We start from the raw sequence: 14,381 nt of genomic DNA on the forward strand, positions 1-14,381 counted from the left end.
CCCGGGGGCGGCTCACAGAGAGCAGCATCACACCTTTCGGGGACGCCGGAAATGGCTGATAACCCCTCGCTCGTCTCACCTTGCGGCATAGCGTCGGATCAGACCGGAGACCCCGCGTCCGGGCGTCGTGTCGGAAGGCGAGAGACCGTACTTCCTTCAACGTCACGCAACGGCGCGCGACAGGAGCCAGAGGACAATGCAGACCAAGCTGGACGAAGCCAAGGCCGAGCTGCTCGAACGGGCCGCCCGGGTAGCTGAGAACAGTCCGGCCGGGGGAACCCTCCCGACCGGGACGACGGGCGGGGGCGCACCGGACCAGGACGCCGTACTCGCCTTCCTCCAGCGCTACTACCTGCACACCGCCCCGGAGGATCTCGCCGACCGCGACCCGGTCGACATCTTCGGAGCCGCCTTCTCGCACCACAGGCTGGCCGAGACGCGCCCCCAGGGCACGGCCAGCGTGCGGGTGCACACCCCGACCGTCGAGGAGAACGGCTGGACCTGCAGCCACTCCGTCGTCGAGGTCGTGACGGACGACATGCCGTTCCTCGTCGACTCGGTCACCAACGAGCTGTCGCGGCAGGGGCGCGGCATCCACGTCGTCATCCACCCGCAGGTCGTCGTCCGGCGGGACGTGACGGGCAGGCTGATCGAGGTCCTCACGACTCCGGCCGCCGCCGCGGAGCTGCCGCACGACGCCCACGTCGAGTCCTGGATCCACGTCGAGATCGACCGTGAGACCGACCGCGAGGACCTGAAGCAGATCACCGCCGATCTGCTGCGGGTCCTGTCCGACGTGCGCGAGGCCGTCGAGGACTGGGAGAAGATGCGCGACGCGGCGGTCCGCATCGCCGACGAGCTGCCCGCCGAGCCCGTGGCGGGCGACCTGCGCCGGGAGGAGATCGAGGAGGCCCGCGAGCTGCTGCGCTGGCTGGCGGAGGACCACTTCACCTTCCTCGGGTACCGCGAGTACCGCCTGCGGGACGACGACTCGCTCGCCGCCGTCGCGGGCACCGGGCTCGGCATCCTGCGCGCCGACCCGACGCACCACGGCGAGGACGACCACCCCGTCAGCCCGTCCTTCGAGCGGCTCCCGGCCGACGCCCGCGCCAAGGCCCGCGAGCACAGACTGCTCGTGCTCACCAAGGCCAACAGCCGCGCCACCGTGCACCGGCCGAGCTACCTCGACTACGTGGGCGTAAAGAAGTTCGACGCCGAGGGCAACGTGGTGGGGGAGCGGCGGTTCCTCGGACTGTTCTCGTCCGCCGCGTACACCGAGTCCGTGCGCCGGGTGCCCGTCGTCCGCCGCAAGGTGGAGGCGCTGCTCGAGATCTCCGGGTTCTCGTCCAACAGCCACGACGGGCGCGACCTGCTGCAGATCCTGGAGACGTACCCGCGCGACGAGCTGTTCCAGACGTCCGTCGAGGAACTGCTCCCCGTCGTCACCTCCGTGCTCTACCTCCAGGAGCGCCGGCGGCTGAGGCTCTACCTGCGCCAGGACGAGTACGGGCGCTACTACTCCGCCCTCGTCTACCTGCCGCGCGACCGGTACACCACGGCGGTCCGGCTGCGGATCATCGACATCCTCAAGGAGGAGCTCGGCGGCACCAGCGTCGACTTCACCGCCTGGAACACCGAGTCGGTCCTCTCCCGGCTGCACTTCGTGGTCCGCGTCCCGCAGGGCACCGAGCTGCCCAGCCTGAGCGCCGCCGACAAGGAGCGCATCGAGGCGCGGCTGGTGGAGGCCACCCGCTCCTGGGCCGACGGCTTCGGCGAGGCGCTGAACGCCGAGTTCGGCGAGGAGCGCGCGGCCGAGCTGCTGCGCCGCTACGCGGGCGCCTTCACCGAGGGGTACAAGGCCGACCACTCCCCGCGGGCGGCCGTCGCGGACCTCGCCCGCATCGAGGAGCTCGGCACCGCGGAGGACGGCACGGACTTCGCGCTGAGCCTGTACGAGCCCGTGGGGGCGGGCCCCGGCGAGCGCCGCTTCAAGATCTACCGCAAGGGCGGGTCCGTCTCCCTGTCCGCGGTGCTGCCCGTGCTCAGCCGGCTCGGCGTCGAGGTCGTCGACGAGCGGCCGTACGAGCTGCGCTGCGCGGACCGTACGACCGCCTGGATCTACGACTTCGGGCTGCGCGTGCCCAAGGCGGCGAACGGGAACGGGGACCACCTCGGCGACGACGGGCGCGAGCGGTTCCAGGACGCGTTCGCGGCGACCTGGACCGGGCGCGCCGAGAACGACGGCTTCAACGCGCTGGTGCTGAGCGCCGGGCTGACCTGGCGGCAGGCCATGGTGCTGCGGGCGTACGCGAAGTACCTGCGGCAGGCGGGCTCGACCTTCAGCCAGGACTACATGGAGGACACCCTCCGTCACAACGTCCACACGACCCGTTTGCTCGTGTCATTGTTCGAGGCGCGGATGTCGCCGGACCGGCAGAAGGCCGGTCACGAGCTCGTCGACGCGCTCCTGGAGGAGCTGGACAGCGCCCTCGACCAGGTGGCGAGCCTCGACGAGGACCGCATCCTGCGGTCCTTCCTGACCGTCATCAAGGCCACCCTGCGGACCAACTTCTTCCAGGAGGCCAGTGGCGGCAGGCCGCACACGTACGTCTCCATGAAGTTCGACCCGCAGGCGATTCCCGACCTCCCGGCGCCGCGTCCGGCGTACGAGATCTGGGTGTACTCGCCGCGTGTGGAGGGCGTGCACCTGAGGTTCGGCAAGGTCGCGCGCGGCGGTCTGCGCTGGTCCGACCGGCGTGAGGACTTCCGTACGGAGATCCTCGGCCTGGTCAAGGCGCAGATGGTGAAGAACACCGTCATCGTGCCGGTCGGCGCCAAGGGCGGGTTCGTCGCCAAGCAGCTCCCGGACCCGTCGGTGGACCGGGACGCCTGGATGGCCGAGGGCGTCGCCAGCTACAAGACGTTCATCTCCGCCCTGCTCGACATCACCGACAACATGGTGGCCGGCGAGGTCGTGCCGCCCGCCGACGTCGTCCGGCACGACGAGGACGACACCTACCTCGTCGTCGCCGCGGACAAGGGCACCGCGACATTCTCCGACATCGCCAACGAGGTCGCGCAGGCCTACAACTTCTGGCTCGGGGACGCCTTCGCCTCCGGCGGCTCCGCGGGCTACGACCACAAGGGCATGGGCATCACCGCGCGCGGTGCCTGGGAGTCGGTCAAGCGCCACTTCCGCGAGCTGGGCGTGGACACGCAGGCCGAGGACTTCACGGTGGTCGGCATCGGTGACATGTCCGGTGACGTGTTCGGCAACGGCATGCTGCTCTCCGAGCACATCCGACTGGTGGCCGCCTTCGACCACCGGCACATCTTCATCGACCCGGCCCCGGACGCGGCGACCTCGTACGCCGAGCGCCGCCGGCTGTTCGAGCTGCCGCGGTCCTCCTGGGAGGACTACGACCGGAAGCTGCTGTCGGCGGGCGGCGGGATCTTCCCCCGCACCGCGAAGTCGATCCCGCTGAACAAGCAGATCCGCGAGGCCCTCGGCATCGAGGCGGGGGTCGGCAAGATGACCCCCGCCGACCTGATGAGGGCCATCCTCAAGGCGCCGGTCGACCTGCTCTGGAACGGCGGCATCGGGACGTACGTCAAGGCGTCCACCGAGTCGCACGCCGACGTCGGCGACAAGGGCAACGACGCCATCCGGGTCGACGGCGCGGACCTCCGGGTCTCGGTCGTCGGCGAGGGCGGCAACCTGGGCCTGACCCAGCTCGGCCGGATCGAGTTCGCACGGCAGGGCGGCCGGATCAACACCGACGCCATCGACAACAGCGCGGGCGTGGACACCTCCGACCACGAGGTGAACATCAAGATCCTGCTCAACGGCCTGGTCGCGGACGGCGACATGACCGTCAAGCAGCGCAACAAGCTGCTCGCCGAGATGACCGACGAGGTCGGCTCCCTGGTGCTGCGCAACAACTACGCGCAGAACATGGCGCTGGCCAACGCCCTCGCCCAGTCCAAGGACATGCTCCACGCCCAGCAGCGCTTCATCCGTCACCTGGTGCGCGAGGGCCATCTCGACCGGGCGCTGGAGTTCCTGCCCACCGACCGGCAGATCCGCGAGCGCCTCGCCGGCGGGCACGGTCTGACCGGCCCGGAGACGGCCGTGCTGCTGGCGTACACGAAGATCACGGTCGCCGAGGAGCTGCTGCACACCTCGCTGCCCGACGACCCTTACCTGCGCGGTCTGCTGCACGCGTACTTCCCGGAGCCGCTGCGGGAACGGTTCGCGGACCGGATCGACAACCACCCGCTGCACCGTGAGATCACTACGACGGTGCTGGTCAACGACACGGTCAACACGGGCGGTACGACGTATCTGCACCGGCTGCGCGAGGAGACCGGCGCCTCGCTGGAGGAGATCGTCCGGGCGCAGACCGCGGCCCGCGCGATCTTCCGCTCGTCGGCCGTGTGGGACGCGGTCGAGGCCCTGGACAACAAGGTCGAGGCCGCCGTGCTGACCCGCATCCGGCTGCACTCGCGCCGGCTGGTCGAGCGGGGCACACGCTGGCTGCTCAACAACCGGCCGCAGCCGCTGGAGCTCAGCGGGACCATCGCGTTCTTCGAGGAGGGCGTGGACCGGGTCTGGGCCGAGCTGCCCAAGCTGCTGCGCGGCGCGGACCTGGAGTGGTACCAGAAGATCTACGACGAGCTGACGGACGCGGGTGTCCCCGGTGAACTCGCCACGCGGGTCGCCGGGTTCTCCTCCGCGTTCCCGACGCTCGACATCGTCACGGTGGCCCACCGCGTCGACCGGGACCCGATCGAGGTCGCCGAGGTCTACTACGACCTCGGTGACCGGCTGCGGATCGCGCAGCTCATGGACCGCATCATCGAGCTGCCCCGCGCCGACCGCTGGCAGTCCATGGCCCGCGCGGCGATCCGCGAGGACCTGTACGCGGCGCACGCGGCGCTCACGGCCGACGTCCTGTCCGCGGGCAACGGCTCGTCCACGCCCGAGCAGCGCTACAAGGTGTGGGAGCAGAAGAACGCGGCGATCCTGAGCCGGGCGCGCACGACGCTGGAGGAGATCCACGGCTCGGACTCGTTCGACCTGGCGAACCTGTCGGTGGCGATGCGGACGATGAGGACGCTGCTGCGCAGCTCGTGACGGAACGGAAAAGGGCGCGCCCCCGGGTCCTGGTGGACCCGGGGGCGCTCTCGTGTCCCGGCGCGCGGGGAGTACCTTTCCGTGGCATACGGGATATTCGGGTTATCGTTGCCCCGATTGTCCGAAGAGTGTCGAGAGTCGTTCGGCCGGTGAACAGGGAGGGAGCGGGCCCGTGACACTGAACCTCGCCGACGTGCGGGTGCGCGCCCGGGGCACCGGTGCCCGCCCGGCGCGCGGACGGACCCGTCGTCTCGCCGTCGAGGTGGTGAAGTTCGGCATCGTCGGCGGCAGCGGTGTCGCCGTGAACTTCCTGGTGTTCAACGCCCTGCTGCACGGCGGGGCCGCACCGCCCATGGCCGCCACGGTGATCGCGAGCTGCCTCGCCATGGCCACCAACTACCTGGGCTTCCGTTTCTTCGCCTACCGCGACCGGGCGGTGCGCGTCCCGCGGCAGATCGCCCTGTTCTTCGTCTTCAGCGGCCTCGGCATCCTCGTGGAGAGCGGGCTGTTCTACGTCTCCCACCACGGCCTGGCCCTGGACGGACCGGTCGGCTCGAACCTGGCCAAGGCCCTGTCGATCACGCTCGCCTCGGCGTTCCGCTTCCTCGTCTACCGGACGTGGGTGTTCGCCGGCGCTACTTCTTCCCGTTCGTGAACTTCTCGTACTCCTTCATGACGTCCTCCGTCGGCCCGTCCAGCCGCAGTTCCCCGCGCTCCAGCCACAGCACCCGCTCGCAGGTGTCGCGGATCGACTTGTTGTTGTGGCTGACCAGGAACACCGTGCCCGCCTGCTTGCGCAGTTCGCGGATGCGGTCCTCGGAGCGCTTCTGGAAGGAGCGGTCACCGGTGGCGAGGGCCTCGTCGATGAGGAGGACGTCGTGGTCCTTGGCGGCGGCGATGGAGAACCGCAGCCGCGCCGCCATGCCGGAGGAGTACGTGCGCATCGGCAGCGTGATGAAGTCGCCCTTCTCGTTGATCCCGGAGAAGTCGACGATCTCCTGGTAGCGCGCCCTGACCTGCTCGCGGGTCATGCCCATCGCGAGACCGCCGAGGTGGACGTTGCGCTCGCCGGTGAGGTCGTTCATCAGCGCGGCGTTGACGCCGAGGAGGGAGGGCTGGCCGTCGGTGTAGATGTGCCCGTTCTCCACGGGCAGCAGGCCGGCGACGGCCTTGAGGAGCGTGGACTTGCCCGACCCGTTCGTGCCGATCAGGCCGATCGCCTCGCCGCGGTACGCGGTGAAGGACACGTTCCGCACGGCGTGCACCCTGCGGACGCCCGCCGCCTTCTCGGACTTCTTGCGGCGCAGGATGCGGTTGAGGGCGGCGGTGGCGCTGCCGCGGCCCGCGCCGGTGCCGTTGACGCGGTAGACGATGTCGACGCGGTCGGCGATCACGGTGGGGACGCGCTCGGCGGGGGCGGCGCCGCGCGCGCCGTCCGCCGGGTCCAGGTCGGGACGGGTGATGGTGTCAGCCACGGCCGTACGTCTCCTCAGCCTTCCAGAAGTAGATGAAGCCGCCGATGCCGGCGAGCAGGGCCCAGCCCAGGGCGACGGCCCAGACGTGGTCGGGAAGCTGGCTTCCCTGGAAACTGTCGATCAGCGCGAACCGTACGAGGTCGATGTAGACCGCCGCCGGGTTGTACTCCAGCAGGAGCCGCGCCCAGGACGGGACGTCCCTCCCGGCCAGGACGTGATCGATGCTGAACATCACGCCCGCCGTGTACATCCAGGTGCGCAGCACGAACGGCATCAGCTGCGCGATGTCCGGCGTCTTCGCCCCGACGCGGGCCATGACCATCGCCACGCCCGCGTTGAACATGAACTGCAGGGCGAGCGCGGGCACGATCAGCAGCCAGGACGCGGCGACCGGCACGCCGAAGCAGAGCAGGATCACGGCCAGCGCGACCATCGAGAACAGCAACTGCTGGAGCTGCTGGAGGCAGTACGACACCGGCAGCGACGCCCGCGGGAAGTGCAGGGCGCGGACGAGCCCGAGGCTGCCGGAGACGGCCCGGGTGCCCGCCATGATCGAACTCTGCGTGAACGTCCACACGAAGACGCCGGTCACCAGGAACGGCACGTAGTCGGGCACGCCGCGGCTGGTGCCCATCAGCACGCCGAAGATCAGGTAGTACACCGCCGCGTTCAGCAGCGGGTTCACCACCTGCCAGAGCTGGCCGAGCTTCGCCTGGCTGTACTGCGCGGTGAGCTTGGCGGTGGCGAACGCGGTGATGAAGTGCCGGCGTGCCCAGAGCTGCCGCACGTACTGGGGCAGGGAGGGGCGGGCGCCGCTGACGCCGAGGCCGTACCGCGCGGCGAGCTCCGCCGGGGACTCGGTGGCGGCGGGCGCGGTGGGTTTCGTGGGGGGCGGCGTGTCGAGGACCTGGCTCACATCCGCTGCTTTCGCTCGGGGAGGGGGGAGGTGTCCCTGCCCGGCGTGTCTCGTCGAGCGCCGGTTGTACGTCGGGACGGGACCGTTTCGTCGCAACGCGAGCGTAGGGCCAAGCTACGTCGGAACGCAACCGTTTCGTCGTAACGCCCTATGCTGGACGCCATGACGAGCAGAGCCGACACCGCAGGGGCGCAGCCGCAGCGTGCGCGCCGCCGGGCTCCCGCGGGGGCGGCCGTGCTGCGGGAGGACGTGACCGAGGCCATCCGCGCCGCGGTCTTCGAGGAGCTTGCGGCCGCCGGCTACGCGCGCATGTCCATCGAGGGCATCGCGCGCCGCGCCGGTGTCGGCAAGACGGCGGTCTACCGCCGCTGGCGCTCCAAGCTCCACCTGGTCCTGGACCTGGTCTCGGCCGTGGCGGTGCAGGGCCTGCCGGCGCCCGACACGGGCTCGCTGGAGACCGATCTGCGGCTGCTGTACGAGGTGACCTCGCGCGCCCTGCGGCACCCGGTGGCCGGTCAGATCATTCCCGACCTGCAGGCGGAGGCGGCCCGCAACCCGGAGATCGCCGAGGCCATGCAGAAGGCGCTCCGTGAGGGTCAGCAGAGCGTCGCGAGCGGGATCGTCCGGGCGGCGGCCGAACGGGGCGAGATCCGCGCGGACATCGACGAGGACCTGGCCCTGGATCTGATCTCGGGCCCGCTCTACTGGCGTGCGGTGGTCGTCCGCAGCCCGAAGCTGCCGAAGGGGCATCTGCCCGCTCTGGCCCGGGCGACGACGGCGGCACTCAAGGCGCTGTAGCTCTCCGGTGTTTCCGGGCCCTAAGGGAGCCTCCGGTGTTTCCGGGCCCTAAAGGAGCCTTCGGTGCTTCCGGGCCCTAAGGGAGCCCTTCCGGGTCCTGTGCGCCCTCCAGCGCCGCCGTGTCCAGAGCGGCCGTCAGGCTGTCCAGCCGGGTGCGCAGCTCCAGGATGTCGTCGAGGCCGAGACCGGTCGCGGCCGCGATCCGGCGCGGCACCTGGAGCGCCCGCTCGCGCAGGGCCACGCCCTTCTCGGTGAGGCGCACCTCCACCGACCGCTCGTCGCGCGCGCTGCGCTCACGCCGTACCAGTCCCGCCGCCTCCAGCCGCTTCAGCAGCGGCGACAGGGTGCCGGAGTCGAGCCGCAGGTGCTCGCCGACCTTCTTCACGGGCAGCTCGCCGTGCTCCCACAGCACCAGCATCACCAGATACTGCGGGTAGGTGAGGCCGAGGTCCTTCAGGAGCACCCGGTACAGGCCGTTGAAGGCGCGCGAGGCGGCGCTCAGCGAGAAACAGATCTGCTGGTCGAGACGGAGGAGATCGTCGGCTGTGGCGCGGCTCGTGGTCATGACACCAGGGTAACTCCGCACCGTGATTAAGTTGTGTGCAATTAAATTGTGTGCTGTACTCGTTGGTGAGGCGGCCGGACCCGGCCGCCGCGACGACCGACTGCGCAAGGGATGATCATTCATGGACGCGATCTACACCGCCGTCGCCACCGCCACCCACGGCCGTGACGGGCGCGCCGTCACCTCCGACGGCAAGCTCGACCTCAAGCTGGCGATGCCGGTGGAGATGGGCGGCAACGGCGAGGGCACCAACCCCGAGCAGCTCTTCGCCGCCGGCTACGCCGCCTGTTTCGCCAGCGCCCTCGGTCTCGTCGGCCGCCAGGCGAAGGTCGACGTCAGTGACGCCGCGGTGACCGGCGAGGTCGGCATCGGCAAGCAGGGCGAGGGCTTCGCCCTGAAGGTGACGCTGCGCGTGGAGCTGCCGGACACGGTGGACCAGGAGACCGGCCGCAAGCTGGTCGAGCAGGCCCACCAGGTCTGCCCCTACTCCAACGCCACCCGCGGCAACATCCCGGTCGAGCTCGTCGTCGAGTAGCGGCGGCCGGTCCGGCGCGATCCGTCAGCGCCCCGGCCGGCCCGGCCGTCCCGTGGGAGGACGCCAGGTCGGGGGCCGGGTCGGCGTGGGGTGCGACGTCGCGCGCATGGGCCTGCTTTCGGTTCGGACGGTCCGGGGAACCGGCGCGAGGGCTCGGGTGGGTTCACGGACGCATCAAGGACGTTGGAGCCGCCGGGAACGCCGGCGGGAACGACGGCGAGGGCCCGGGCACGGACGCCGCCGGACGGGCCGCCGCCGACGGCACCGGGTGCCGCCGGTCGAGCGGCACGACCGGCGGCAGCCCCGTGACCGCGGCGCCGGTCCGGGCCGCGGTCTCGCCCAGCACCACCCGGCGCACCACCCGTTCGGCCGCGCGCCCGTCGTCGTACGGGCAGAAGCGCTCCCGGAACGCCGCCCTGAGCTGGGTCGAGCGGGAGCCGCGCCAGTGGCCGCTGGTGAAGATGTCGATCAGCTCGTCCTCACCGCGCGCCACCGCGCCCGGCGGGGCGGAGCGGAGGTCGAAGCAGGTGCCGCGCGTCGCCTCGTACACCTCCCGGTCGTCGTCGAGGAGCACGATCGGGCGGTCCAGGTTGGCGTAGTCGACCATCAGCGACGAGTAGTCGGTGATCAGCGCGTCCGACGCCAGGCACAGGTGCTCGACGCTCGGGTGACCCGTCACGTCGAGGAGCCGCCCGCCGCCGGCGCGGGCCGACGGGGAGTCGTACGCGGGACCGGACGGCGGGGCGTCGTGGGCGTGGTGGGTCCGCGCCAGCAGGACGAAGCGCGGGCCGAGCCCGCGCAGGACGCGCTCCAGGTCCAGCGCCGTGCGCGCGTCGCCGCGGTAGTCGCGGTACGTGGGCGCGTACAGGACGGCGACCGCGCCCTCGGGGATGCCGAGCGAGGCGCGCAGCCGGTCCACGTCGGTCCGGGTCGCCCGCTGGAAGACGTCGTTGCGCGGCAGCCCGTACTCCAGCGTCTCGTAGCCGGCGGGGAAGACCCGTTCCCACACCAGCGTGGAGTGCCGGTTGCCCGACAGGACGAAGTCCCAGCCGTCGGCGCCCCGCAGCAGGCCCGCGGTGTCCGCGCCGCGGGCGGCGGCCGGACGGCCCCGCAGCTCCAGGCCCATGCGCTTGACCGGGGTGCCGGCCTGCGTCTGCACCAGGACCTGCCCGGCGCGCTTCACCAGCCGGGTGTCGAACTCGGCGTTGGTGACGAGGTACTTGGCGCGTGCCAGCGCCGTCCAGTACGCCGCCGAGCCCGGGACCACGCGCCGGGTCGCCGTCGGGAGCGTGTGGTGGTGCTCGGGATGCGCGGCCCACGCGGTGCGCACGTGCGGGGCGAACTCCCGGAACGCCTCCTCCAGCGCGCCCGGGTTGCAGCAGTGGCCGCGGCCCCCGTACGCGGAGAACAGGGCGCGGTCGGCGCGCAGCGGCAGCAGCCGCTGGACGCGGTAGTGCAGCGCGAGCGCGCCCCGCCCGGCCGCGCGCAGCGCCGACGACAGCACCTGTCCGCAGCGTCGGCCCGCCCGCGCCGCGAGCCACAGCGCCTGGTACGTGCGGTGGGCGCCCAGCCGGACGAGCAGGTGCCGCAGCCGCCGGTGGCCGCGGACCGGGACACCGGGCACCCGGTAGCGGGCGTAGTGGGCGCGCGCCCGGCGCAGGAACTCGGCACGGGCACCGTGCGGCAGGCGCACACGCCGCGAGAACACGGTCACGAAGTGGTCGACCATGCGGCGGAACAGCGCCGGGCGCCAGTGGGCCAGCGCGGGCCGGGCGTCGACGTACGCGAAGAGCCGGTCGTACTGCTCGAAGACGTCGAAGTGGCGGCGGCTGGTCGTGCCGAGGATGCCGCCCCGGCGGCGCTGGCGGTAGCGCACGCAGACGCGGTCCAGGGTGGCGATCGAGCCGGCCGCCATCAGCACCGGGTAGGTCCACGGCACGTTCTCGTAGAAGCCGGGCGCGAACAGGAGGCCCTCCCGCTCGAGGAACTCCCGGCGGCACGCCTTGTTCCACACCGCCGTCGGCGCCGACAGCAGCGCGGGGCGGTCGTCGAGGCGGAAGGGCGCCGGGCCCTGCTCGGTGAGCCGCGGGGCGCGCTGGTGGCGCAGGGTCTCGCCGGACCACAGCACGCGCGCGTGGTCGTAGACGACGACATCGGGGTCGCCGGTCTCCTTGATCCGGTCGGCGATCGCCCGCAGCGCGTCCGGGGTGAGGGTGTCGTCGCCGTCCAGGAAGACCGCGTAGTCCCCGGTCGCCAGGCGCAGTCCCGCGTTGCGCGCCGGTCCCAGCCCCCCGTTCGCCGGCAGGTGGAGGGGGCGTACGCGCGGATCGCGGGCCGCGAACTCGTCGGCGATCGCGCCGCAGGCGTCCGGTGAGCAGTCGTCCACGACGATCAGTTCGAGATCGGTGAAGGACTGGGTCAGTACGGAGTCCAGGCACTCGTGCAGGTACGCCTGGACCCCGTGCGCGGGGACGATGACACTGAACCTGGGCAAAGCGGCATCCAAGGGTCGGCGCGGCAGTCGTGCCCGGCAACGACCTGTCGCGCACACGGGTCACGCCCGGCGCGGCATACGGGGGATGCGGGAGCGCGGGGGCGTACGGAGCGGGGGCGGGCCGTGTCCGGCCCGCCCCCGCTCGGTGCGTACGTGTCGTGTGTCCGCCGTTACTTCACCGCGCCCGCCATCACGCCGGACACGAACTGCCGCTGGAACGCGAAGAACACGATCAGCGGGATCACCATGGAGATGAAGGCGCCCGGCGCCAGCACGTCGATGTTCGCGCCGAACTGCCGTACCTGCTGCTGCAGGGCGACCGTCAGCGGCTGGGAGCCGGAGTCCGAGAACACCAGGGCGACCAGCATGTCGTTCCACACCCACAGGAACTGGAAGATGCCGAGCGACGCGATCGCCGGAGCGGCGAGCGGCATGACGACGGTCAGGAACAGCCGCGCCTCCCCGGCCCCGTCCAGCCGCGCCGCCTCCAGCAGCTCCCGCGGGATCTCCGCGAAGAAGTTGCGCAACAGGAAGATCGCGAACGGCAGTCCGAAGCCGACGTGGAAGAGGACGACGCCGATGATGTCGCCGAAGATCCCGAGGGTGCCGAAGAGACTGGACAGCGGGATCAGCGCCACCTGCACCGGCACCACCAGCAGCGCCACGACGCCCATGAACCACCAGTCGCGGCCCTTGAAGTCCATCCACGCGAAGGCGTACCCCGCCATCGCGCCGATGACGATGACCAGCAGGGTCGCCGGGACCGTGATCCAGACGGTGTTGAACAGGGCGCTGGTGACCTGGTCGTTCTTCAGCAGCGACTCGTAACTGGCGGCGGTCAGCTGCGCCGGCGCGCTGAAGACCGTCCACCAGCCGGAGTCGGCGATGTCCTTCGGGTCGCGGAACGACGAGACCAGCAGGCCGAAGGTGGGCACCAGCCAGAACAGCGCCACCAGGACCAGGAAGACGCGCAGCACACCGCCCGCCGCCCGGCCCGCCACCCGCGAGGCGAGGGAGCGTTCGGGGCGTACGGAGGTGTTCGGCGCATCGGTTCCGGCGGGCCCGGACGGCCCGCGCGCGGGGGTGTCGAGAGCGGTCACCGCTGGCGCTCCTTCCGCAGTCGCCGGATGTTGACCCACATCACCGGCAGGACGAGCAGCAGCAGGATCACACCGAGCGCGCTGCCGAGACCGTAGTCGCCCCCGCCGCCGAACGACGACAGGTACAGCTGGAGGGCGAGCACGTTCGCCTCGTCCTGACTGGGCTGGGGCGCGATGATGTAGACGAGGTCGAAGACCTTCATCACGTTGATCATCAGTGTGACCAGCACGACCGACAGGACCGGTGCCAGCAGCGGCACGGTGATCTTCCGGAACACCTGCCACTCGTTGGCGCCGTCCACGCGGGCCGCCTCCAGCAGGTTGCGGTCGACACCCGCGAGCCCCGCCGCGATCAGCACCATCGCGAAGCCCGCCCACATCCAGACGTAACTGCCGATGATGGCGGGCGTGACCAGGGCCGGGCCCAGCCAGTCGATGCCGTTGTAGGGCGCGGCGAAGTTCGAGCCCGGCAGTCGCAGCTGCGCCCCGTCGGCCTCGGCGGGCAGGCTGAAGGTGCCGTCGGCGGAGCTGGTCGTGGAGGCGACGACGTTCCCGTTCTTCACCGCCTCGACCTTGACGCCCTTCAGCGCCTTCTCGCGTTCGTCGATCGCGCCCTTCTCCCCGCCGCCGCCCAGCCGGAAGTCCAGCCAGACGGTGCCGGTGACCCGGTCGCCTCCGGGGGCCGCGGGCTTCGCGTCCACGGGGTCGCCGGGCAGCCGGTTGGGGGCGATGCCGACCATGGGCAGCATCACGGGGGAGCCCGCCGACACGGTGCCGGTCGTCGTGAAGGAGCCCTCGCCGGACGCCTTCAAATCGCTGACCTGGGCGTTCGGCCGGGCCTTCGGATAGACCGACGCGTCGGAGAACGTGTCGTGCACCGAGGTGACCACGGCGTTCGCGACGCCCCGGTCCGGGTCCGCCTCGTACACCAGCCGGAAGATGATGCCCGCGGCGAGCATCGAGATCGCCATCGGCATGAAGACGATCAGCTTGAACGCCGTGCCCCAGCGCACCCGTTCGGTGAGCACGGCGAAGATCAGGCCCAGCGCGGTGACGACCGCGGGGGCGACGACGACCCAGACCGCCGTGTTGCGCACGGCGGTGAGCGTGGCGTCGTCGGTGAAGACGTCGACGTAGTTGCCGAGCCCGACGAACCCGGAACCGTCCGCGTCGTACAGGCTGCGCCAGACCGAGTACCCGATCGGGTAGACCACGAGCGAGCCGAGCAGCACCAGGGCGGGCAGCAGGAACAGCACCGCCACCCACAGCCGGGTGCCCGTCACGCTCTTGCGCGGGGGGACGGAGGGCGTGGGCAGCGCGCCCGCACCCTCCGTCGACTTCGCAACGGAGTTGGCCATCCC

At 71.3% G+C, this 14,381-nt stretch carries 10 protein-coding genes; 4 read left to right on the top strand and 6 right to left on the bottom strand.

The window, feature by feature from the left end:
- The first annotated feature begins 196 nt into the window (after positions 1-196).
- Positions 197-5,137: an NAD-glutamate dehydrogenase gene (locus IEZ04_RS11490; RefSeq protein ID WP_189216692.1), complete on the top strand. Its 4,941-nt coding sequence runs from the start codon at positions 197-199 to the stop codon at positions 5,135-5,137.
- A 172-nt stretch (positions 5,138-5,309) separates the two neighbouring features.
- Positions 5,310-5,792 carry a GtrA family protein gene (locus IEZ04_RS11495; protein ID WP_229820984.1) on the top strand — a complete coding sequence of 161 codons (483 nt, stop codon included), beginning with the start codon at positions 5,310-5,312 and terminating at the stop codon, positions 5,790-5,792.
- Here the strand turns inward: IEZ04_RS11495 and IEZ04_RS11500 are convergent.
- Together IEZ04_RS11500 and IEZ04_RS11505 are read right to left on the bottom strand one after the other, a co-directional pair.
- Complete coding sequence (locus tag IEZ04_RS11500) at positions 5,773-6,612, bottom strand: ABC transporter ATP-binding protein (RefSeq protein ID WP_373296290.1); 840 nt, start codon at positions 6,610-6,612, stop codon at positions 5,773-5,775. The genes IEZ04_RS11495 and IEZ04_RS11500 overlap by 20 nt on opposite strands.
- On the bottom strand, positions 6,605-7,528 hold the full coding sequence (locus IEZ04_RS11505) for an ABC transporter permease (RefSeq protein WP_189216693.1): 924 nt from the start codon (positions 7,526-7,528) through the stop codon (positions 6,605-6,607). Before IEZ04_RS11505 ends, IEZ04_RS11500 begins: the two co-directional genes overlap by 8 nt.
- A 150-nt stretch (positions 7,529-7,678) precedes the next feature.
- On the opposite strand from IEZ04_RS11505, the gene IEZ04_RS11510 reads away from it, so the two are divergent.
- Positions 7,679-8,326, top strand: coding sequence for a TetR/AcrR family transcriptional regulator (locus IEZ04_RS11510; RefSeq protein ID WP_189216694.1), 648 nt, complete (start codon positions 7,679-7,681; stop codon positions 8,324-8,326).
- 76 nt (positions 8,327-8,402) lie between these two features.
- On the opposite strand, the gene IEZ04_RS11515 is transcribed toward IEZ04_RS11510, so the two are convergent.
- Complete coding sequence (locus tag IEZ04_RS11515; protein WP_189216695.1) at positions 8,403-8,891, bottom strand: MarR family winged helix-turn-helix transcriptional regulator; 489 nt, start codon at positions 8,889-8,891, stop codon at positions 8,403-8,405.
- A gap of 121 nt (positions 8,892-9,012) precedes the next feature.
- On the opposite strand from IEZ04_RS11515, the gene IEZ04_RS11520 reads away from it, so the two are divergent.
- Positions 9,013-9,426, top strand: coding sequence for an organic hydroperoxide resistance protein (locus tag IEZ04_RS11520; RefSeq protein WP_189216696.1), 414 nt, complete (start codon positions 9,013-9,015; stop codon positions 9,424-9,426).
- A gap of 163 nt (positions 9,427-9,589) precedes the next feature.
- On the opposite strand, the gene IEZ04_RS11525 is transcribed toward IEZ04_RS11520, so the two are convergent.
- The 3 genes from IEZ04_RS11525 to IEZ04_RS11535 form a co-directional block, all read right to left on the bottom strand.
- Positions 9,590-11,920 carry a bifunctional glycosyltransferase/CDP-glycerol:glycerophosphate glycerophosphotransferase gene (locus IEZ04_RS11525; RefSeq protein ID WP_189216697.1) on the bottom strand — a complete coding sequence of 777 codons (2,331 nt, stop codon included), beginning with the start codon at positions 11,918-11,920 and terminating at the stop codon, positions 9,590-9,592.
- A gap of 170 nt (positions 11,921-12,090) precedes the next feature.
- On the bottom strand, positions 12,091-13,020 hold the full coding sequence (locus IEZ04_RS11530) for a carbohydrate ABC transporter permease (protein WP_189216698.1): 930 nt from the start codon (positions 13,018-13,020) through the stop codon (positions 12,091-12,093).
- Positions 13,017-14,378, bottom strand: a complete 1,362-nt coding sequence (locus IEZ04_RS11535) for a carbohydrate ABC transporter permease (RefSeq protein WP_189216699.1) — start codon at positions 14,376-14,378, stop codon at positions 13,017-13,019. Before IEZ04_RS11535 ends, IEZ04_RS11530 begins: the two co-directional genes overlap by 4 nt.
- Positions 14,379-14,381 lie beyond the last annotated feature (3 nt).

The sequence above is a fragment of the Streptomyces ruber genome, from assembly GCF_014648075.1.
GTDB lineage: Bacteria > Actinomycetota > Actinomycetes > Streptomycetales > Streptomycetaceae > Streptomyces > Streptomyces ruber.